This is a genomic window from Salipaludibacillus sp. CUR1 (assembly GCF_021028955.1).
In the GTDB taxonomy this organism is placed as follows: Bacteria; Bacillota; Bacilli; order Bacillales; family Salisediminibacteriaceae; genus Salipaludibacillus.
Window position 1 is genome coordinate 1 of the sequence record NZ_JAIWPE010000029.1, and the last position, 21,646, is coordinate 21,646.

General features: G+C 40.2%; 22 protein-coding genes. 5 read left to right on the forward strand and 17 right to left on the reverse strand.

Translation table 11 applies throughout. The features are described from left to right. Positions 1-140: 140 nt before the first annotated feature. From K8O68_RS06630 to K8O68_RS06660, 7 genes are all read right to left on the reverse strand, one after another. Positions 141-677, reverse strand: coding sequence for a 4Fe-4S dicluster domain-containing protein (locus tag K8O68_RS06630; RefSeq protein ID WP_230896142.1), 537 nt, complete (start codon positions 675-677; stop codon positions 141-143). Positions 678-694: 17 nt separating this feature from the next. Further along, positions 695-955 carry a chaperone NapD gene (locus tag K8O68_RS06635; RefSeq protein WP_230896143.1) on the reverse strand — a complete coding sequence of 87 codons (261 nt, stop codon included), beginning with the start codon at positions 953-955 and terminating at the stop codon, positions 695-697. A gap of 13 nt (positions 956-968) precedes the next feature. Beyond that, the gene (locus K8O68_RS06640; RefSeq protein WP_230896144.1) at positions 969-1,370 is read right to left on the reverse strand and encodes a nitrate reductase cytochrome c-type subunit; all 402 of its coding nucleotides are present in this window, start codon (positions 1,368-1,370) and stop codon (positions 969-971) included. An 11-nt stretch (positions 1,371-1,381) separates the two neighbouring features. Next, a complete protein-coding gene (napA, locus tag K8O68_RS06645) occupies positions 1,382-3,943 on the reverse strand; it encodes a nitrate reductase catalytic subunit NapA (protein WP_230896145.1) in 2,562 nt (853 codons plus the stop codon). Between the two features lie 372 nt (positions 3,944-4,315). Then, entirely contained in the window at positions 4,316-5,056 is a 741-nt protein-coding gene (tatC, locus tag K8O68_RS06650; protein WP_230896146.1) for a twin-arginine translocase subunit TatC, read from the reverse strand. A 68-nt stretch (positions 5,057-5,124) separates the two neighbouring features. Further along, positions 5,125-5,322 carry a twin-arginine translocase TatA/TatE family subunit gene (locus tag K8O68_RS06655; RefSeq protein WP_093047062.1) on the reverse strand — a complete coding sequence of 66 codons (198 nt, stop codon included), beginning with the start codon at positions 5,320-5,322 and terminating at the stop codon, positions 5,125-5,127. A gap of 110 nt (positions 5,323-5,432) precedes the next feature. Next, complete coding sequence (locus K8O68_RS06660) at positions 5,433-5,801, reverse strand: hypothetical protein (RefSeq protein WP_230896147.1); 369 nt, start codon at positions 5,799-5,801, stop codon at positions 5,433-5,435. Positions 5,802-5,894: 93 nt separating this feature from the next. Here K8O68_RS06660 and K8O68_RS06665 point away from each other — a divergent pair, with 93 nt between their 5' ends. Further along, the gene (locus K8O68_RS06665) at positions 5,895-6,788 is read left to right on the forward strand and encodes a diacylglycerol/lipid kinase family protein (RefSeq protein ID WP_230896148.1); all 894 of its coding nucleotides are present in this window, start codon (positions 5,895-5,897) and stop codon (positions 6,786-6,788) included. Here the strand turns inward: K8O68_RS06665 and K8O68_RS06670 are convergent. Genes K8O68_RS06670 through K8O68_RS06685 form a run of 4 tightly spaced genes read right to left on the reverse strand, consistent with a single transcriptional unit; the run spans position 6,775 to position 10,941 of the window. Continuing rightward, positions 6,775-7,527: an NRDE family protein gene (locus tag K8O68_RS06670; protein WP_230896149.1), complete on the reverse strand. Its 753-nt coding sequence runs from the start codon at positions 7,525-7,527 to the stop codon at positions 6,775-6,777. The genes K8O68_RS06665 and K8O68_RS06670 overlap by 14 nt on opposite strands. Then, positions 7,515-8,861: a purine-cytosine permease family protein gene (locus tag K8O68_RS06675; protein WP_230896150.1), complete on the reverse strand. Its 1,347-nt coding sequence runs from the start codon at positions 8,859-8,861 to the stop codon at positions 7,515-7,517. The genes K8O68_RS06670 and K8O68_RS06675 overlap by 13 nt, the downstream gene beginning before the upstream one ends. A gap of 20 nt (positions 8,862-8,881) precedes the next feature. Next, positions 8,882-9,394, reverse strand: a complete 513-nt coding sequence (locus K8O68_RS06680; RefSeq protein WP_230896151.1) for a hypothetical protein — start codon at positions 9,392-9,394, stop codon at positions 8,882-8,884. Continuing rightward, on the reverse strand, positions 9,391-10,941 hold the full coding sequence (locus K8O68_RS06685) for a sensor domain-containing diguanylate cyclase (protein WP_230896152.1): 1,551 nt from the start codon (positions 10,939-10,941) through the stop codon (positions 9,391-9,393). The genes K8O68_RS06680 and K8O68_RS06685 overlap by 4 nt, the downstream gene beginning before the upstream one ends. 279 nt (positions 10,942-11,220) lie before the next feature. Here K8O68_RS06685 and K8O68_RS06690 point away from each other — a divergent pair, with 279 nt between their 5' ends. Together K8O68_RS06690 and K8O68_RS06695 are read left to right on the forward strand one after the other, a co-directional pair. Next, the gene (locus K8O68_RS06690) at positions 11,221-12,270 is read left to right on the forward strand and encodes a toxic anion resistance protein (RefSeq protein ID WP_370640496.1); all 1,050 of its coding nucleotides are present in this window, start codon (positions 11,221-11,223) and stop codon (positions 12,268-12,270) included. Between the two features lie 21 nt (positions 12,271-12,291). Beyond that, complete coding sequence (locus K8O68_RS06695) at positions 12,292-13,215, forward strand: hypothetical protein (RefSeq protein ID WP_230896153.1); 924 nt, start codon at positions 12,292-12,294, stop codon at positions 13,213-13,215. A 51-nt stretch (positions 13,216-13,266) separates the two neighbouring features. Here the strand turns inward: K8O68_RS06695 and K8O68_RS06700 are convergent, their stop codons facing one another. Both K8O68_RS06700 and sigI read right to left on the reverse strand, forming a co-directional pair. After that, a complete protein-coding gene (locus tag K8O68_RS06700; RefSeq protein WP_230896154.1) occupies positions 13,267-14,544 on the reverse strand; it encodes an anti-sigma-I factor RsgI family protein in 1,278 nt (425 codons plus the stop codon). Continuing rightward, positions 14,535-15,275 (reverse strand): RNA polymerase sigma-I factor, encoded by a 741-nt coding sequence (sigI, locus tag K8O68_RS06705; protein ID WP_230896155.1) that lies wholly within the window; start codon positions 15,273-15,275, stop codon positions 14,535-14,537. Before sigI ends, K8O68_RS06700 begins: the two co-directional genes overlap by 10 nt. 211 nt (positions 15,276-15,486) lie before the next feature. On the opposite strand from sigI, the gene K8O68_RS06710 reads away from it, so the two are divergent. Next, complete coding sequence (locus K8O68_RS06710) at positions 15,487-16,446, forward strand: MBL fold metallo-hydrolase (protein ID WP_230896156.1); 960 nt, start codon at positions 15,487-15,489, stop codon at positions 16,444-16,446. A 126-nt stretch (positions 16,447-16,572) separates the two neighbouring features. Next, complete coding sequence (locus K8O68_RS06715) at positions 16,573-17,538, forward strand: DUF2777 family protein (protein ID WP_230896157.1); 966 nt, start codon at positions 16,573-16,575, stop codon at positions 17,536-17,538. Between the two features lie 116 nt (positions 17,539-17,654). Here the strand turns inward: K8O68_RS06715 and K8O68_RS06720 are convergent, their stop codons facing one another. The 4 genes from K8O68_RS06720 to K8O68_RS06735 all read right to left on the reverse strand — a co-directional run bounded on the left by K8O68_RS06720 (position 17,655) and on the right by K8O68_RS06735 (position 21,562). Continuing rightward, positions 17,655-19,247, reverse strand: a complete 1,593-nt coding sequence (locus K8O68_RS06720) for a PH domain-containing protein (protein WP_230896158.1) — start codon at positions 19,245-19,247, stop codon at positions 17,655-17,657. Then, the gene (locus tag K8O68_RS06725) at positions 19,240-19,719 is read right to left on the reverse strand and encodes a PH domain-containing protein (protein WP_230896159.1); all 480 of its coding nucleotides are present in this window, start codon (positions 19,717-19,719) and stop codon (positions 19,240-19,242) included. Before K8O68_RS06725 ends, K8O68_RS06720 begins: the two co-directional genes overlap by 8 nt. A gap of 31 nt (positions 19,720-19,750) precedes the next feature. Further along, on the reverse strand, positions 19,751-19,960 hold the full coding sequence (locus tag K8O68_RS06730) for a hypothetical protein (RefSeq protein WP_230896160.1): 210 nt from the start codon (positions 19,958-19,960) through the stop codon (positions 19,751-19,753). Between the two features lie 477 nt (positions 19,961-20,437). Further along, positions 20,438-21,562, reverse strand: coding sequence for a conserved virulence factor C family protein (locus tag K8O68_RS06735; RefSeq protein ID WP_230896161.1), 1,125 nt, complete (start codon positions 21,560-21,562; stop codon positions 20,438-20,440). Between the last annotated feature and the right edge of the window lie 84 nt (positions 21,563-21,646).

Here is a 21,646-nt window from a genome sequence, read left to right on the forward strand (position 1 = left end):
ATTTGGATATTGATAATTATGACTGTTATGATCCATCTTCCCTTAAAGAAATCGTATCTGCTCTTGAAGACATTCATTTAAATAAAGATATTAATTATATAAAATTATAAAAAGCTGGCGGACATTGTCCGGCCAGCTTTTTATTTTACCGGATGAAAAGAAAACGGGCTGACGGACTGTATACATGCATGATGGCAAACTGCACACCCATTGCATAATTCCTGATTTAGTTCCAAACGCCCGGTTTTGTCCAGCGATAACGCTTTTTCCGGACATTTTCGTATACAGGAATCGCATAATACCCCTTCATAAGTTAAGCAATGATGGGAATGAAATTGTACTTTTGCAAGCTCCTGCCCATTTTCCCCTGTCAGGGCATCAGTGGGGCATACCTCTGTACATTTATTGCACATCGTACACGGATTAACTGTTAAGTCAATATAAGGGGTAAAGGCATACGCAGTACCCCCTCTTTCATTAAAAAGCTTAATAATACTTTGCGGGCAAACATCCTGGCATTTCCCGCATCTTGTGCAGGCTGACAGAAAAGACCATTCATTGTCGGCACCTGGAGGCCGTATAATAGTTGAATCTTCCTCATATGCAGAATTTACGAATTCTGCCAGGAACCGGAAAGATGATTTCATATTCACTTTTATAAAGTCTCTTCGGTTCATTAATTCTTCCTGTGTTTTCATGTTTCTGCCTGGGAATGGCCGGCCACTTCATCTTCAAAATTAGTATACACGAGACAAAGGTGAGTCAGGCCGGATATTTTTGAGATTCTGTCAGCTGTCTTGTAACTTTCATCTAATGTTTGCTTTTCAAGAGTGAGAATAAACTTAGTGTTATCTATCACTTTATGAATTTCCACCCCTGTAATTTTCTCCAGCGCGGAACGGACACCCTTCCTCTCTTCTTCTATGAATTCTGCAATAAAGCTGGAAATGACCATAATTCTTACCTCCTTAATCCTTGGCGTCTCTGTTGAAACCAGGCTTGTCGTCCTTCTGTTCCCCGTGGCACTGTATACAGTAGGTACGGTAAACGTCGTTTTCCGGATTATTATCTATATAATGATCGTCTGGAAGCATGGCAGCTCCTGTCCCTTCATTTTCATGGCAAGTTAAACAGCTGGCTTCCTGCTGCTCTGCATTCCACCTGTTCACATGGTCTTCAGGCTGAACAGGCGGGGCTGAAACGAGGACCATTGTCGCGGCGTCAGCTCTTTCTTCTGTTAACTGGGGAAGCGTAAAGCTTTCAGCTTCCGCTTCTTCTGCCTCGTCATTTCCGCTGCATGCTGCCAGTGCGAAAATAAACGCGGCTGACAATAAGAGTAATAGAGTTTTAGATAATGGTAATTTAAACATTTACAGCCCCCCTAAGCCTTTTCCAGTTTTGCGGCGCATTTTTTATAATCAGGCTGTTTAGAGATTGGACAGTAGGCATCAAGCGTTGTTTCATTTATTAATGTTTCTTCAGCAAAGAACGGTACAAATAAATAGCCTTTAGGCGGGTTTCCCCGTCCGTTTAATGTCGCTTTCACTTTTGTTTCCCCCCGCACCGTTTTAACTTTCACCCAGTCTCCTTCACTGATTTCAAGTTTCTCGGCGTCTTCTGGATGAATCTCGCAAAAGGCTTCCGGCACCGCACGATGCAGTTCAGGAACTCTTCTTGTCATAGAACCGCTGTGCCAGTGCTCGAGTACTCTCCCTGTACAAAGCCAGAAGGGATAATTATCATCCGGGATCTCAGGGGCATCCTCAAACGGGCGGAAAATAACTGATGGTTTTTTATCATCGGACTTATAAAATGATAAATCATCATATTTCCCCTGCTCTCCAAATTCTTTAACGCCTATCTGGTCAAATCCTTCTTCCTGTGGGCCATCTGCATAACGCCATTTTGTTTCCATCCATTCTCCGTTAACTTCGCGGACAGGCCAGCATATTCCATGCTGTTTCAGATATTCATCATAAGGAGCAAGCTGCTTAGCTTTCGTTTTTAACTTGTCACCAAGTTCCTGAACTTCTTTCTTTTCATGCAAATGAGGGCTGGAGAATTTCCTGTATTCTTCCCATACATTTCGGCAGACCTCTGTCTGATCTGCTTTCATATCATCGGTTTCTTCGTCCCAGATGTCTGTTCCGCCTTTACCGAATAGCAAATCAAACGCATCCTGCCCTCCGATTTTTTTACCTTCCAATACACGTTTAGCGACTTGGACTAAAGCCCATAAATCCCATTTAGCTTCGCCAGGCGGCTCTGTACATTTCTCAAAAATAGCATTTCTCCGCTCTGCGTTTCCAAACATCCCTTCTCTTTCAACCCACATAGCTGCAGGCAATACCACATTAGCCATTTCGGTAGACCGTGTCGGGTAGACTTCGCTTACGACGATAAATGCATCGAGAACTCCTTTTCCATCCTCATCGACTCCGCGGTATCTGTTGGCTTTAGGCATGGTCTGGCCCCAGTTATTTGACATGCTCCAGAGAAAATTAACTTTTCCGTTTGCAAGTTCTCTAAACATTTTTACGGTATGAAAACCAGGCTCACTTATCTCTTCAAGGTACCCTTCAGGCAGATTCCATATCATCTCTGCAAACCGGCGGTGATCAGGATTGTTGACGACCAGGTCTGCGGGAAGCCTGTGTGAGAAAACCCCAACTTCCCGGGCAGTCCCGCAGGCGCTCGGCTGACCGGTTAATGAAAAAGGCCCGCTTCCAGGCTTGCTGATTTTCCCGGTCAATAAATGAATGTTATATATTAAGTTGTTCATCCATGTCCCTCTTGTATGCTGGTTAACCCCCATAGTCCAGGTAGACATGATTTTTTTATCCGGGTCTGCAAATTCTTTTGCCAGCGCTTCCAACTGTTCTCTCGGTACGCCTGAAATTTCTTCCACATAGTCTAGCGTATATGGATCCACCATTTGTTTGAATTCTTGAAAACTGACGTTCCATGATTCTGTTGCTGCTGCTCCTTTTTCTGTTTCATCATAATCATCTTCAAGTGAATGCCCTAAATCTTCCGTTCCTGCTTTAAACTGGCAATGCTCTTCTACAAATGTTTTATCATAGGCCTCATTTTCAATTAAATATCTTATTATTCCATTGGCTATAGCCAAATCTGTCTGAGGCCTGAAAATTAATGTTTCTTCGGCAGCTTCTGACGTACGGGAGTAGCGGGTCGTTAAATCATAATGTTTGACGTGGTCGGCAGTCTGTTTTCTGTGCAAGAGTCTTGAATATAAAACCGGGTGCATTTCCGCCATATTAGCTCCCCATGTTACAAATACATCTGCTTTATCAAGGTCTTCGTAACAGCCCATTGGCTCATCTGATTGAAAAGTACTCATGAAGCCCGTGACAGCACTTGCCATACAGAGACGGGCATTTGGGTCTATATTATTATTTAGCAGACCTGCTTTCCATAGTTTGCTGGAAATATATCCTTCATGAATTGTCTGCTGGCCTGATCCCCAAAATGCTATGGACTGTGGATCTTTTTCGTGGGATTTTCTTAAATTATCAGCAACAAGATCCAGCGCTTCTTCCCAGGTCGCTTCCCTGAACCCTTCCATCGTCCCTTTTTTATTATTATCTTCCCTGATCAGCGGCTTAGTCAGCCTGTCTTTTCCGTACATAACTTTTCCCAGATAATAGCCTTTAATACAGTTTAACCCTTTGCTAGACCTGTTTTCAGGATCTCCTTTAACAGAAATAACTTTTCCCTCTTTTATGCCTATCTGTACGCCGCAGCCGGTACCGCAGTATCTGCAGACACCTGTTTTCCATTCATCAGGCTCAACTGACAGCTTACCTTCAGCCGCAGCTCTCATCTGTTCAGTTTCTCTGACTACAGGTTTCGAACAGCCTGCAGCGGCTAATGCTGCTGTTACAGCTGAGGCTTTCAGCAAGCTTCTCCTCGAGACTTTCATAGGACCCCTCCTTATTTTCAATAACGGTTCAACTTATCTATATTGTATAAAGGAGGGTAAATTAAAAAAGTGATAAAAATCACGTATAGCTAATATTTTTTAAAAATATGAAAAGTTAGTGAAAGAGTAACCAGACGATACGCTTCAGGTTTTATTTTTGATACTCTTAAAACGTTTCTGGTCCTCAAAGCCATTTAGTCCCCGCCCCTGCTCAAATGGCTTTCAGGCCGGCTCTGACCGGTTTTGTGCTGCCCAATATACCCTGCAAGGCAAGTGGGGTTATTTAATGACAATTTTTTGAAATTAATAAAAAAACTGTGTTTCAAGCAGCTGTCAGGCTGCCGAAAACACAGTGTAAAGTAAGTAGTATAGTTAACTGCCGGATTTGTCGGTACTTTCCTTTTCCCTTTTCAGCTTCCGCCTGTAAACAATCTTTGACATGTTAATACTGATTTCATAGAGAAGCAATAACGGAATAATAACTAATACATCCGAAATAAAATCAGGCGGTGATATAAGAACACTGACGACAATTAATGCAAAATAAGCGTATTTTCGGTTTTTCCTCATTGCCTCAGGACTGATTATTCCAATACTTGTCAGAAACATAACAACCAGCGGCATCTCAAATAATATACTGAACGGGAGGGTCATACGGAGAACAAACTGAAAATACTTATCTGCTGTAAACATGGTTTCAAATGTTCCGCTTCCAAGATCTATAAGAAAGTTCAGGACAATCGGCAATACAACAAAGTAGCCGAATGCCAGACCACCCGCAAATAAAATAAATGAAGCAGGCACATAAATAACAGTGGCTCTCTTTTCTTTTTCAGTTAATGCAGGTTTAACAAACAGCCAGATTTGAAAAATTAACACAGGAACAGTCAGTGCAAGAGCAAGAACCGCCGCAATTGTAAAATAAATAATTATAATATCCAAAGGACCTAATACAGCTAAGGTCATCTCAAGATCCTTTGTAAACCATTCGTAAATATCCCTCACAAAAATAAAGACCCCGATAAAGAAGACGATAAAAGCTCCTAACACGATCATTATTCTTGTACGCAGTTCATCCAAATGGTCCAGGATGTTCATGTTTTGATCAGTCATCGCTGGTCTCTCCTTAAACATGAAAAAGATGTAAGATGGAAGACACCTCACACCTCTTCGTCTATAATTTATCGTTGGTCATCCGATTTTTTGCCATTTACTGATTCATCATCATCATCTTTTGTAAGATCTTTTGTAGAATTCTTAAATTCCTTTAATGTTTGTCCCATCGCCTTACCTATCTCCGGAAGTTTTTTAGGCCCGAATATCACTAACGCGATTACAAGTATTAATATTAAACCGGGAATTCCAATATTGGATAACATACTAACCCCCCCAACCTTAATCTCAAAATGCAAGTATTACACCCTCTATTATAAAGGCTAAGACAGGATTTTACTATAAACATACTAAATTCTCAAATAAAGTTCATATTTCATTCACTTAGTGACAATGAATTAAGTAATTCTTCGATGGGTACGCCTGCTCCAAACCCTATTGCATCTCCTTCTCTCACTTCAGGGATATGCTCTTCGGAAAAAGTTATTTCTTCAATCCGTTGTAATTCCTCTAACTCCAGTTCGTTTTTAAAAGGATCTTCCTGTTTCTTACTTTCACTTTCATTAGGGACTGCCGGAGAATCAGAGACATCCCTGCTGACTGAAGATCCCGAGTCACTGTCCGCCTCATAGTTTTCTATTTCTGCCGTTTCACCAATACGGTCAATGGATATTAAATTAAAAAATACCCCCCAGACTGCAAACGTCATGGCAAAAAACACACCTAAAGTTACCCACTTTATCATCTTATCCTCATCTCCTGTGTACGTCTTTTTAAACAAAAATGCTATAATACGAGAGACTTACTCTTATTCAAACTATTATTAAGGAGCCTCTCTATGTTTCTCTTAATTGTAAACTCGTCTTCAGGACAATCTGTTTTTAAAGATTTTGCACAGAAGCTGACAATTAAACTGGACACATCTTTTGTACCATATTTTACCCATGATTATCAAGAGGATGATCTTTGGGTGCAGGTAAAAAGTTTTATTAAAGAAAAGAAAAGCGGGTTATCGGGAATTGTGGTTGTAGGAGGAGATGGTACTTTGCACCGGGCAATAAATGAATTATTCCAGTATAACCTTCCTTTCGGCCTCGTTCCGGCAGGGTCCGGCAATGATTTTGCAAAGGCACTTAATATTCCTTTACAGCACGAAAAAGCGTTCACAAGAATATTAACGCGAACACCTGACTCATACGATCTTATTAAAGTAAACAATCACCTCGTACTTTCTGTTGCTGGAGTGGGGATAGATGCAGAAACCGCTGCAAGGACACGTAATTCTTCACTGAAAAAATGGCTGAATCGTATTGGACTCGGTAAACTCAGCTATTTAATTACTTTTATTGCCATTCTCGGTTCCTTTACACCCTATTCCCTGGAACTGACCCAAAAAGACGGCCAAAAACATATCTTTACTAAAGTTTGGCTTACTGCCGTCGGTAATACCCCTTTTTATGGAGGGGGCATTCCTGTATGTCCTCAGGCAGACCCTCAGGATGGCTTAATGGATGTAACTGTTGTCCACCGGTTATCATGGTTTAAGTTACTTTTGGTGCTGCCTGCAGTATTTTTTAAGTTTCACACAAAGCTTCCGTATGTGACATGCCATAAAACTAAACAGATGACTGTCACTACTAAAGCTCCAGTATTAACTCAAGGCGATGGAGAATTAATCGGGCATACTCCGCTGGAGATCTCTATTCTGCCCCGCAGCATCAGGTTTTTCTAACAGGGAAATGATAGGTAATATTCAGAAATTCGGGCACATAACTTTTTTCTGTAAAGGTGATATTCCCGGATCGGTCAGCCAGAATAACCGTACTGCTTCTGGTCCCATAGTTTTCAGTTTGGATAAATACAGGAGAGAGTTTTCTCTCAAGGGCAATTCCTACTCCGGTATCCGGCAATTCCTTGTCGGCAAATGGCTCATTAAATGAAAGAAGCTGAAGTAAATATTCAACCAGCCTGCTTCCGGTATAGGAGGTGCTTTTTTCGATTCCTTTCTTTAACATAAGAGACTTTGGCCAAGGTGAATTTAAAGAGGCGTTACTTAAAACATGGATACCGCTTGTTAGAACCTTTTTCTCTCCAGACTGGTTAGTAATAAAAGTCAGTTTATTTAAATTTCCGTATAACAGGTTAAAGCCGCCGTACTTCTCTCTCATATTCAGAATTTGTTTGAAAGTGTTCTTTTTATTAAAGTACGTACTTATTATTTCCCCCCGGGACCTTAAAGCTTCAGTTTCAGAAGATGGTCTTCTGACATTGGTAAGAGCTGCCACATCCCCTGACGAAGAAATTCCAAGCCAGCTCCCTCCTCTTTCCAAATCTTTTCCTCCGAGTACAGAAGGATCCTCCGGCCAGAAATGAGCTTCCTTAGTTCTTCTGTTATAAAATTCGTCCCGGTTAGCTGCCATTATAAATGGATAGTCCGGATGCACATTCAGAGCCGTACCTATAATACACATGGATGGCGCCTCCTCGTCATTAAATAAAGTATCGTATAGCACAGCACAGAGAGGTTAAAAACGGCAAAGCCCGGGGAATAGCCTTCCGGAATAAAAAGGTAGAGCAAGATTCCCGCAAAAACAGTCATAAAAGCAGGAATATTTATTTTATTTCCTCCTTTGGCCAGATAATTTAACGCTTCTGCAGGTATGGACAGTTTTTTTACTATCACATAGTCAGCAACTACGACACCGGATAACGGAATAATCAAAGCGCCTAACGCAGAAATAAAAACTTCCGCTTCGTCAACGACCTGCGGTACACCGCTTAAAATAATTCCTGCCCCGCCGAAAAGAAGAGCACTCCTGATTCTTTTAAGTTTAGGAAAGGTATTCAGTAAGCTGTATCCCCCTGTATAAGCATTGTTCATATTGATAGTTACCATACTGAATAAAGCCGAAACCATTATTACAATTAACAGCACGCCCGATCCGGTCCATTGGCTGCTGATCAGAAAAGGATTCCAGTGACCCGCTGCGGCAGCTGTATAAGCTCCAAGCAAAGCAGTAATTAAAAATCCTAAACCATTGCCGATATAAATGCCAAAAAAAGCATGTTTGGAGGACTTGCTGTAACGGGCCATATCAGCAGATGAGCTGACTCCTGAAACGTATTGAACAAAGGCAAGACTCGCGTAAAAAAGCATGACAGGTATACTGCTCATTCCTTCCCCATAAATAACCTCCGTAAACGAGGCCCCTTCAGGGTGAGAAGTAATAAAAACATAAAACATGCCAGCTGCTGAAAATAATAAAAGAGGAATAAAATAAGCTGTAACTTTCCGAATGGCCTGAAATCCTATTAAAGCAAGGCAGACCATAGCGACAGCCAGCACCATTGACAAAAGAGTAAATGGAAGATGAATATTAAATCCCCGGCTTAAAATTTCCTGAACCATATATGTTCCACCGATGGTCTGTACACTGAACCAGTAAAGAGAAGTAACAGTCCTGACAGGCGAAGAAAGCCACATGGCTCCTTTATCCCCTATCATTGTTCTAATGACGTATTGTGCCGGCAAACCATATTTTGCCCCAGGCAGAGACAGCAGTGATACAAATAAAAAAGCAATCCACGCCCCAGCCACTGTGGATAAAACGGCTGCTGTAAACGTCAGGCCGCCTTCCAAAACGGCCAGAGCAGGAACAAGCATATTCCCTGCATTCACGGAGATACCCATTTGTATTTTTATATAATCAGCTGCTGTGGTGGTTTTTAAATGCTTCGGGACAGGTTCCAGACCAAGCCGTTCTATTTTGGAATGGTAATGAAGCTGTTTTACTTCTGAGGACAATCTTTTCACTCCTGTCTAATTCAGACCGGTTCATCTATAATTAATATCCGGTCATCCCTTCTGATCTGTCTATATACTTCATCAATAAAAGCTTTTTTGGTGACCGGATGTATCAATATGTATAATTTCATATTATGATACTCTTTCTCGTTAATTAAATTTTCATGTTTTAAACGGTCCAGAGCAGGAACTCTTAATTTATCTGAACTCATATAAGCAATATGTGTCTCTCCCTCTGCTGTTTTCAAATATATTCTCAACCCTTCAATTTCCGGGAAGATAAACGATCTGAATACCGGATCAGCTTTAAAGCGGGAAAGCGGAGCCTGAAAAATATCCGGGTTTCTGTTAGGGAGAGAAACAAAATAAGTCAATTCTTCATAAGAATAATAAATATCCTTGACCTGTTTATTTAACTTAACAAGTTTCTTCTTTGAGCTCCATTTTATAAGGAAGGTTAAAAAAGGTCTACTTAAAAGAATTGTACTTAGTAAACAGAACATAGTTAGAAACGCGCCAGTTAACTGAATCATAAATATACCTCTCTCTCTTGTTCGCTGTAAACGGCCACTTGGTCGCGTCCTTTCTTTTTCGCACGGTAAACAGCCTCATCTGCTTTCTGGATTAAGTCACTCCCGCTTTCTGCCAGTTCCGGATAACTGGCTACACCTATACTCACAGTTATACGCTGTAAGGGCTGGGTTTCTCTTCCATCAAATGGATAAGTCCTGACTGCCTTACGGATAAGTTCAGCCGTTTTTTCACCTTGCCGTAAGCTCTTTTTCGGAAGGAAAATAATAAATTCTTCTCCCCCAAACCTGCACACGATATCCTCTTTAGCTACCGCTTCTTCTAACAGCTTAGCAAATTGAATTAATATTTCGTTTCCCAAAAGGTGGCCATGCGTATCATTAAAACTTTTAAAATGGTCAATATCGAGAACAAGTGCTGTCAAACAATTATTTTTAGCAGCAGCCGATTCAAGTAAATGTGGAAGCATCCGGTCCAGAAATCTCTTGTTTTTCAATCCGGTCAAAGCATCTTCAATCGCAGTGTTTTCTGATTTCTCGTAGAGCATGGCGTTCTCTATTGCCATCGCTCCCTGTGTTGCAAGCGGCATGATATTATCCAGATCTTCATGCTTTATCGGTTCATTATCTACTATGTTATCTATAATCATTAATCCAATTACTTTTCCCCGGGTTAACAAAGGGATGACAGCAAATTCTTTCATTGAAAACGTCTCTTTCATATGTTTCAGCAAACTGTCTTCTTTATCGACCTCTCCCTTAACAATGATAGGTTCCATCTCTGTTAATACATGGTGGCACAATGGCTGTTTTTCATTAATTGTAAAAGAGTAAGACCTTATTTTTCGGTTTAATTCCTGATCATTTACTTCAGCTTCCCGCTGAAGCTTGATAAAATCTCGTAATGTTAATTTTTGCATTACAACATTTTCCCAAATAACATGACCCTCCTCCATACTTAAGGGCCCTATTCCAAGACGACCGGAGTATTGATTTGGGTTAGATTCTTCCTGAAGCAGAATAAAGGCTCTGTTGAATCCCAGTCCGTAACCCGCCGTTACCGCTGTTAAAAAAATATGCATCACTTTGTCCAATTTAAGGGTACTTTGCAGGGCAAGCGAGACCTCTCTTAATACATGAAGGTTTTTGGATTGTTTATAGAAAAATTCCTGCCATTGTTTCAATTGTGTATTATGCCGGCGGAAGTAATAGAGTATCCCCCCGGTCGATAATCCAAAGAAAACGTATCCGCCCGCTGCCATGACCCAAACTTCCAGCGTATATATATTAAATAATAATAAAAGACCTGCCATAACCGCGGCAATCGTCGCAGCCCCCATCCAACCATATACTGCGGCAAAAATGTACAGTAAAAAAAAACCCAGCCATCCTGAATGCTCAAAACCAAGTAATAAAATATTACCAACTGTAAAAATGACACCAGCTGCAATAAAAATCATCCTGTTTATATGACTGGCGAATTGAAACCTGTACATGTTCAAAAATAAAAATATTAAGCTATTAATAATTAGTAACAGAACTAACAGCATAATTTAACTCCCCCGGCCCCAAAATAGTAAGCAGCACTTCAGCTTATTTTGCTATTCCTTTTTTAAAAAAGAAATCGCTTCCATTATCCTGTTACCATTTTACCATATCCATCAGGGAATTTTGATTATTTATTTTATACAAAAGGGTACCTTTAGTTTGTGTCATCAGTTTTATAACTGTATAATTTAAGGTATATACGCATAACCTGAAACTTTTTTTATAACTTAACGTAAAAAAGCTTATTAAGATAAATCCCCTCAAAAACGGAGGTTTTAACTGTGGAAGAAAATAAAAATTACCAGCAAAAATCGGACAATGATTCTGATATTCAAAATAATGAGGACGAGATGAACTATATAGAAAATCTGCGGAACGAACAAAACATTGGTGAAATTCTTGATTCAATAGGAAAACTCGGTGCCAGAGAGCAGGAGAAGGCAGGTGAATCACTTGAGGCTTTAAAACGCCCAGTCAGCGATATGATGAATGAGCCAAATCATGACTTGCCTGACCAGCTTTCAAAGCTTAAGGAAGTGGTAGGCGAGTTAGAGCCTAATTATTTGCAGCAGGGGAAATTCAAACAGTTTTTAACAAAAATGATCAGGAAAAGCCCGGTTGAAAAGTACGCTCAGAAATATCAGTCTATTGAAGCTGAAGTGGATACTATTATCGAAGCACTGCTTCATGGGAAAGACCGCCTTCAGGAAGACACTGTCATGCTTCATCAGTTAAAAGATGTGGCCCGTGAAAGAATTCAAGGGTTAAGTGAGCAAATTCAGATTGGGAAACAGCTGAATGTGATGCTCGAAGATGAAATGAAGAAAGATGAGTGGCAGGAAGACCCTACACCAGTTCAAAAAGGGCAGCAGAAAGTCCTGTCAAGGGTAAAGAATATGCAGCAGGCGGTACTCGTGCTCCAGCAGTCGCTTGCCTCTGTAGATATTATTGTAGAAAATAACGAGAAACTTGAAGAAGCAATTTTTAATGCTATAACTATGACTAAAAACATTATTACGGTTACCGCATCCATTCAGCTCTCTCTCAGTAACCAGAAAAAAGTCATCGATGCTGTTCATAACGTAAACAAAACAACGGAATCCATGCTTTTAAATAATGCAGAAATGCTGAAATCCAATACAGAAGAAACATTAAAAACACTTGAAGAACCAGCGGTTGCGATGGAGACATTTAAAAAAGCATACGAGGATGTCTACTCCGCTATTGAAATGACTGAACAGTCAAACGAACGAATTATCGCATCGAGCAAAAAATTTATTACTGAGATGGACGAACTAAATACTCAAATGGAGCGGAAGCTGTTAAATTAATCCGCTAGCGAGGTGAAATCAGTGAATTGGCGTGAGCGGTTATGGGAACAAAACTGGGTTATCCCTCTGTTGCCCAACTACATGAAACCTTTAAATGAACCTGCGCTGTCAAATGAGCATACGAAAGAATTCGTTTATGAAGCCGAGGAATTTATTTCAGATCTCTCTGCTCTGTCCGAACTGCCTCGCTTAAATAAAACTTTTAAACGGAGCATACAGGGGTTCGCTTATAAAATTAAGATAAAACAAAAGAAAATCCATTTGGAAATGGCTGACACAAGCAAATCTCCATCAAATATTAAGAAAAGAGTATATATTACTATCTACAGGAAAAACGTTAAGATGGAAAATGGATTTGGTAAAATTATTGATTCTACAATATATTATCAGCTCAATGGAAAAGCAGTAGTCAGAAATATCCGGAAACACCCCTTATTTCTCTCGCTTTTTCACCATATTCACCGGCTGGATCTTTCCCTATCTGGTGAAAGTGTGAATGTTGAGGAAATAAGAGGCCACCCGGTTCAGGAGGAACAGAATTTAGCCCCAGCCGAAGATGAAAAAGGCCAGGTGAAGATTTTACTCAGTTCAGCTGAGCACACGCGCAACCATTATAGAGCTGTGGCGCCCGATGTAGAAAAGAGTCTGGAAAATATATATGCCGAGCTCCTCCGATGCACTGAGGAGTTTCATTTACTGGATCTGGAAGAAAAACATCATATGAAACGTATGATTCAGCATGATCTTCCTAACCTTTTAAATACTTTCCAATCACTCAATGAAACCCAAAAGGAAGAAAAGTATAAGGAAATGATAAGCACACTCTCTAATATGACTAATTTCCTGAGAAAACAAGCGGATGACCTTCAGTCCACACGGATGGACCGGATGAATCATCTCCTTAAATTAAACGAACTAAGGTACAGCAATGACCCTGACAAATAATCCTGCTGTCACGTATTAAAAAGATGTAAGCGGACATTGCTTACATCTTTTTTAATTTCCGTTACCTTTGTTGTTTCCTGTTTCCCCCTCATTGGCAGACCCGGGCTTTCCTCCGCCGGCATGGTCTGGCTTGCCGCTGCCTGCATGATCTGGTTTACCGTTCCCGGCATGGTCTGGCTTGCCGCTTCCCGCATGATCTGGTTTTCCGCTGCCTGAATGGTCTGGTTTGCCGCTACCCTTCCCCTCTTTATTACTATAGTTGCTTTTATCTTCTTCAGAGACCTGATTTTTATTGGAAGATTGCGATCTATTTTCCTGCGTGTTCTCTGTTTTACCCTCTTTATTTCCTGGGCTTTCATTTTTATTTTCAGAAGACGGACTTTCGGATCGGGGGTGATTATTCTTCCCCTCTCCTTTACCGGGATGTTCGTCTCTATGAGGATGACTTTGCTGTCCAGCCGGGTTTAAAGAAGAGGTGTCCTCACTGTCTTCCACCTCCGCACCTTCTGAAACCCCATCTTCCTCAGCTTCAGCTGGGCCGTGATTATTGCCGGAGTCACTCTCATTTGTCATTTGTTGCAGAGAATCTGTTTCATCCGGTGAATATCCTAATATCTCCTGAAGATCCTGAATCGGAATGTCACTTACAGATGAAGAGTCCAAATCTATTTCTTTGTTATAAGATAAGAGCAATAACTTTACAGGTGACATAGATGCTTCCCGGGCTTCATTTACGAGTTCTCTTTCTACGTTAACAAAATAAATATCAAATCCGTATTCTTCGGTAATTTCTGATGACCATGCTTCCAGTTCCTTTTTCCAGTTCCCTTTCTTTTCCAAAGAAAAAGGAGAACTGAAATATAAAGCATTGGCAGGTTCAACTAAACCATTCTCCAATCCTTTTTTTATAAGTAAAGACGTCGCATTCACTATAGACATACCGTCCATCGGCTCATCTACTTTACTTAACAGCAATTTGCCTTTTTTATTATATCCTTCAGTATATAAGATGTCATAATTTTCATCGACAGCCATCTCTATACTTGGGTTAATATCCAAGGAAACCACTCCATGAACCTCAGAAGACTGCAATAAGGAAGAAAAAGGGAAGACCAGTATGAAAATCAAAACAAAGGCTGCAGGTACACTATATAATTTCTTATCAACGTTATGGAAGAAGGTGTATAAAACAACTGGAGAAAATTCTATCTCCTCGCCTATTTGGGCCTGTTTTTCCGGCTTTGCCCGTATGAGTTCGCCATCCTTCGTTAACACGATTACATGACGCTTTTTCACTTCCATAACGACCCCTTTGTTCACTACAACCACTCCCTTAAATAATCCTTCAAATATTTATAGTCTTCGAGCAGAACTATCACAATAGCTATAATATACTTTCTGTTTCTTTCAATTGTTTTTCGGCTCATGGTAATATAATTCATGAGCTGTTTTACAGGCAGTCTTTTTTTTGTTAAAAGAGTATTGAGGATCTCTTCCTGCCCCACAATTGTTTTAGCTATTTCAACCATATTCATTCGCGCATCGTGATGTTTAGGACATTGTTCTGCCACCTCGCTCAAAACTATTCCGAAGGACTTGAGCCTTTCTTTTAAATGGAGAATTTCTTCCCGTCTATATTCGCTTTCAAGGTCTCTGTAATAATCCTGAAAAGCTGCCGACACTTCCGCTACGTTCTCCATATTTTCTTTGTCTTCTTCTTTATAATCAAAGGATAAAGGCGTTTTTCTTCTCTGTTCCATGCGTATGTAATCTATTACTCTTCTCCTGATTACTAAATTGGCAAATGAGAGAAACGAGCTTCCTTTATCCGGAGAGTACTGGTGGATCGCTTCACTGAAAGCTATCATGGCAATACTGAATTCATCATCGGTAGCCGGATTTATAAACCTTTTACAGACTCCGGCAGTAACTTTGCGTATAAATGGAATATACTGATTTATAAATTCATTTTCAATATGATTGTTGCCTGATTGTATCTCTTTTATTTTTAAGTTAATATCATTATTATGGTCAGGTTTCGCTAAAAGGCGCTTTAGCACAACAGACACCTCGCTATGTGTGCAGTATTATAATTCGGCTCCCCCGCTTATTTTAAGGGGGGCGCAATTAAACATCATATACATAATTTGTGTCTCTGACAGGTGACCTTACTCCTAACTATCAATTACATTTGTATGTTAGACCCTTTACAAAAAGATGACGTTTCACTACAATGATGACAATTAAATAGGACAGAAAGGATGACAAACCTTGGCACAAAGAGTGTACAGTATTAATAAGCATACTTACCTGATTGACGGTTTTGATTTGAACCAGGAAAGACGAACCGGTACTTACGTTCTAATCCATCCTATCAGCGGTGACTTCTCGATTATAGAAACCGGCCCCAGCTTATCTGTTCCTCATATAAAAGAAGGACTAAAAGAGCTGAATTTATCTTTAAACCATCTTAAAAATATTATTGTAACGCACATTCATCTTGATCACGCTGGAGGCGCAGGACTTTTGCTAAAAGACTGCCCGGCAGCTAAAGTATTCGTCCACCCTAAAGGAGCAAGGCACTTGGCAGATCCTTCAAGGCTTGTTAATGGAGCCAGGGCTGTTTATGGAGACAAGTTTGATGATTTATTTGATCCAGTTCTGCCGATCCCGGAGGAAGCCATTAGTGCCTTGGACGATAGAGAAAAAATACTGTTAGATGCAGAAAGAGAATTGCTTATCCTTCATACACCAGGCCATGCTGAACACCATATAAGCATTTATGACCCGCATACAAACACGGTGTTTACCGGGGATACAATAGGCATACGATATGCCAGCCTTGAAGAAAAGGGTGTTTATTTCTACCTCCCTTCTACTTCTCCAAACCAGTTCGACCCGAATAAAATGAGAGATTCACTCAGCGCAATCCTTGATCTCAAGCCTGAAACAATTGCTTTTGGGCACTTTGGTACGTCTTCAGCGCCTCTGCTCGTTAAAGACCAGCTAATAAAGTGGCTGAATGTATTTACAACTGAAGGGGAACAAGCTTATGAAAATAAGGAAGACCACTATCAATTGAAAAATACCCTTCTTAATTATGTAAGTGATTTTTTATCTGAGAAACGTATCTCTGCAAAGGATCCAGTATATGAAGTGATTCAGCTTGACCTTTTAATAAGTGCAATGGGGATCCTTGACTATTTCAGCAAAAAGGATAAAAACAAATAAAATTGTGGACAAAACTTATTAAAGTTCGATAAAGCAGTAACCGGACAGTAGTATGATAGTTAACGGAAATTCCTTTTCCGCATACTATTTATAGTAGTTAAAGTTTTCACTAAAGTGGGGTTTTGTATGGACAGAAAGACAGCGAAAGAATATACAGGTCACCAGGTTTTACTCGATGAAGGTGAGGAAGGCACTTACGTTGGAGTGCTTTTGGAAGTTCTCACTGAACCTAAGACTCCCTGGTCAGGCAAAGTACAAATAACAGGAGTACTATCCTGCCCGTCAATTAACTTAAATAACGGACAGGGGATACACCTGCTTTACAGCGCAGACGAGGTCACCGAAGTGGCAGGAAGAAAAATAAGCCTGCTTAAAACCGCGTTTAACAAGTCTTTTAATGAATCTTTTGCCGATGCGCTGAAAACAAAATGGGACAGTCTGAGGGATATGAGCGATAAAAATGATAAATATTTATCAATCATTCAGCAGGAACTGCGAAAAATTAATTCAGAGCATGTCATTTATGAAGAGGCTTTTGTCTATTATCAGTTAGTTAAAAAGGGAAGAAACCTTTATATCTATGATGAACAGAAACGGGAATCACTTTCTTTGGAGGATTGCCCTTTTGAATTTGAAGTGGAAGTTAATGGAGAATGGAAAACGGCGTTTTATAAAAAAGGGTTTACTTTTGAAACGCTGCAGCAGGAAAATGTTGAACTGCAACACGGGTCTACAGTCCGGTTGAACCGGGCTCAATTTGACCCTTACAGAATATTATTGAATGAACTTGACGACCCTTCTCTGATTGCTTTGGAAAAAGGTTTGGAAAAGTTAGGTATCGGACATGAGCATTCTGTTTATTGCCACAATTCATTACTGATTAAATTGTTAAGTTCATTTAACGAGACGTCGTTTTCCGGAGTGAACTTTTTATCCTATGCTAACGAAACAAACCAGTTTGCAGTCCAGCACCATTACGAACGGACGATGTTAGAAAACGAGCCTGACATTACATTTGACCGGTTTGAATTTACTTCTGATGATGGACAGCGAGTACTTACCTCTTATGCCACGCATGTTTCAAAAGATTAAGTTAGGAATGCTTACCGCCCCCTGCCTGAATAAATTAGGTTTTTAAAGAGTTATATTTTTAAAACTAACAAAAAAGACATCAGGCCTTCTCCCTCAGGAAGGCTCTGATGTCTTTTTTATTTATTGCCGTCTTCCGGTGTTTCATAGGAATACCAGGCATATCTATCCTCTATTTGCTGTCCGCTTACATGGCGAAGGGAGAACGTTTTTCCCATAAGACTCGTTAAAACAGACACATGAACCGTATATAAGTCATCCATCTTTTGCAAAACATTTTGTGTAGACTCAAGATCCTGTATTCGTTTTTTAGGTAAAAATACTTCCGTCTTAGATAAGGAACGGGATCTTATACAAAGAAAATCTTCATAAGCTGTAATACCGGCAGCCCGGTACTGAATATAGCCTATAAATGCTGCAACTAGCGGCAAAGCAACTGAAAACCATCCGTAAGGAAGAAAATAAGTAGCAGTCGCCGATAAAGCCACGGCTGGAACAATCAATTTAATCATATACCTCCGCAGGCTTTCTTTTGGAAGGCCTTCATAAACAGGCGTAAATGCAAATTCCGGAACAAACTTTTCAAGCAGTTCTTCCACTTCCTCCCGCTTACATAGCGGAATTAATACGGTAGAAAGGTCTTCTTCCTTTGTCCCTCCCCCGGTACTTTCAACATACACAGAAACAAACCGGAAAGGCTGGCGGATAGGGCTTTGCACTATTCTGACTGCGGTGATTCTTGAAGAGTTGAGAGTTAGTTGTCTTTGCTCCAGAACTCCTCTCGAAATATGAATATCCACCCCGTTTTTTTTGAGTTTAAAAAATCCATATTTCAAAATGGTACTGGTCAGCGTAAATAACCAGGCAATAAAAAGTATAATGACTAATAAAGACCCGATCAGAAGTATACTCGAATGGATAAACCAGCCGATGACTTGATCCAGCAGCCATTCAGGCAGAAATTGAGGGGCCTGGGAGACAACTGCAGCGATAAATGTGGCTGCAATCCCTACACCGCTTGATGTTAAAGCGGCTATGACGAGCCGTCTTGATCCAAGCTCCCACTGTTCGTCCGGCTCAGTTTCTTCAATAGTTTCTTCAATAGTCTCTTCAAGATGGTCATCAAACTCTTCTTCAGCTAAATGAACAGCAGCTGCTTCGGAATCATTTTTAACTTCCCCCTCTTGAAACGTTTCTTCCTCGGTACTTTCTTCAGATGGATCCTCGTTTTCCCGAGTGTTTAAGTCGTGTGAAGCGGCAGATACCGGATGTTTATTTAATAATCTGCTTTTAATTTTTAATGCTTCTTCTCTTTTTAAGGCTACGATACGGAACTCAGGTTCGCCGCCTCCTCCTGCCGTCTCTATTTTCACTTCTACAAGTCCGAACAGGCGCTGAACTAATTTGGCATTTATATCAATACTTTGAATCCGGTCTTTTCTTATAAACCTGTTCTTTTTAAATATTAACCCTTGCTTAATCTGAAGTTCATCAGATTTCAGATTATAATAAAACTTCCACCAGCTTACAAATCCATTAAGTACAGAAAATAACAGGATACCTGTGAAAAAGATAAAATAAAATATTGGATTTGCTGCCTGAGCTGACTGTCCAAAAATAAAGACAGCAATTAAGGTAATGATCATTTGTTTTAAATTACTTAAAAAACTGATAAATATGGATGCCGGATGTTGTCTTTTCCACTCATTCATCTGGATCAGCTTCCCTTGCTAATTGAGCGAGATGGTCCCGCAGAGCGTCTGCTTTTTCCAATGAAAGGCCGGGTATTTCATGAACCGTTGCCGCTGTGGATATAGTCACACTTGCCAGGTTGTAATAGCGGAGGATCGGGCCTTGACGCGTATCAACATGTTGAACCCTTATCATAGGAATAATTATTCTTCTAACGACAAAGACTCCAAACATTAACTCTACTTCATTTTCATAAATTTTATAGCGCCAGCGCTTCCATTGCATTTTCTGTATAACAAAAATATTAAGCAGTGATAATAAAATGGCAATTGCAATTAAGACATATAACGGCCAGCCGGGAAGGTTCCAAATGAGTGAAACTCCCCAGTAACCTAACGGGAGTAAGAAATAAAATAACGCTCCCAGGCCTGCTGTTATTTTCCAGACTTTTAAAGTTTGCTTTGCTAAAAATTCGTCAGGCTTTGGTCTCATTCATTTTTCTCCTTTTATGTACATTTCTCCTTCAGTCTTCCTCATTGACGTAAATAATCTCCACCCCTTCTGCTTTCAGATAGTTAATAACTTGTTCATTTAATTCTTCATCTCTTAACAGTCCTAGTGAGGGTGCGAGCTCCAATTGTTCCAATTGGCCCTTCTCTGCATCCTCAATAAGTTCAATAATCTCTGTCATTTTTCTGTCTTCCAAATCATTGATAAGCTTATCCCTGCTCATTAGAATTCCTCCCAATACTGTTGATAGTTGTATGCTATCATAGTCACATTTGTTTTTCCATTTATTATAATGCCCCGCCCCATTTAATAATACATAATTAATCAGGGCTGTTGAGTAAAGTGAAATCGTAAAAATCCAATGTCCTGCTCAGATAATAATTATTCTAAGTTGCTGATAGAAGGGGGAAATTCGCCGATTGATTTTGTTTTTCGCTGATTGAATCATGTTTTCGCTGATAGAAATCTTTTTTCGCTGATTGGACCCTCAATTTCGCCGATAGAGACGCTATTTCACATGCTGAATTCATTTTTAACTGGTTAAACACCTCCTGTTCTCATATCACTGCCTCTATTTTTTTAAGAGTTCCTCTTTTTTAAGTATATAAAAGCGAAAAACCGAACAAATACCCGTAAGATTTGTTCGGCTCTCTTTATCGTTATTATTCTTTTGTCCCGGCCTCACACTTTCCGCAGAAAGTTATTTCTCAAAAGCATCTGTCATCTGCTTCCAAACTGAACCTTTAGCTTCTTCTCCACCTTCAATTCGAGCTAGAGCTAATTTTGCCTGCATGCTCACTTCAAATTCAGGATCGTTTTCAGTCTCTTTTAAAGCAGGAATCGCAGACTCATCCCCTATTTCATAAAGGAACATTGCAGCCCGCCATCTAACAAGTTTACTGGAATCATCCAGGGCTTTAATCATCGCAGGAATTCCTGCTTTGCTTCCTATATCAGACATCGCATCACCTGCTGTACGCCTGACAGTTACGGTTTTATCCAGTAAAGCTTTTTCCAGATAAGGTATCACTGCCTCGTCTTCTATCATGCCTAAATAAACTGTAGCAAGCCGTCTAATCGAGGGTTTTTCATCCTGCAACGCTTTTTCCAGTACTGGAAGGTCTTCTATGTCAGGGTTCATCTGTTCCAGCAGAGCGAAACGTTTTTTCCAGTCTTCCTCATCAAGCATATCCTCTGTTACTTTTAACCATTCTCTTTTTGGCTTCTCAAGCGTCAAACTGTCATTACTATTTGTTGCAGTTTCAACTAACTCTTTCAGACGCCTTTCCGAATAGGTAGCCTGAATTTCCTCTGCCACCTCATCAGCCACTTCCTTAAGATCTCCGTAGCGCGGGCTCTGTTCACGCCATTTTCTTAATAGAACAACATTATCATCTTCCTTTGTAGCCTTTGCCACAGCTTCAATGAACCGTTCAGGCAATCCCACTCTTTCTTCTGTTTCTCCATCTGAAACTTTAATTTGCATGGGAATATCCTTAAATTCCTGTATTTGAACGTTCACTTCTCCAAAGTGCTCATCGACTTGCACCTGTGAAGATTTTTCAGCCTCTTCTCCAAAAACCTTTCTTACTTCAGGAAGAATAACTTTCCAATCCACTTTTGGCGTACGTTCGACCGCAATAAAATCTGCTACGTGATAAACTCCTTTTACTCCTTTAATATTAAAAATTTCCCGTATGAACGAAGGTGCCTCGTCTTTATTGTTTAATGTATAGTTATTCGCTTTCCCCTGGGGAAGAGACTCGCTCAGCGTCAGTTTCATTGTATTCGGACTTGGTGTAGGTTCCAAAGATACTATTTTCATTTTCAGAAGCCCCTTTCTACTATCATTATGTTGTTTTTTCATCTTATCATAAAGCTTTGTTTAACCCAATGAGAGTGCCTGTGG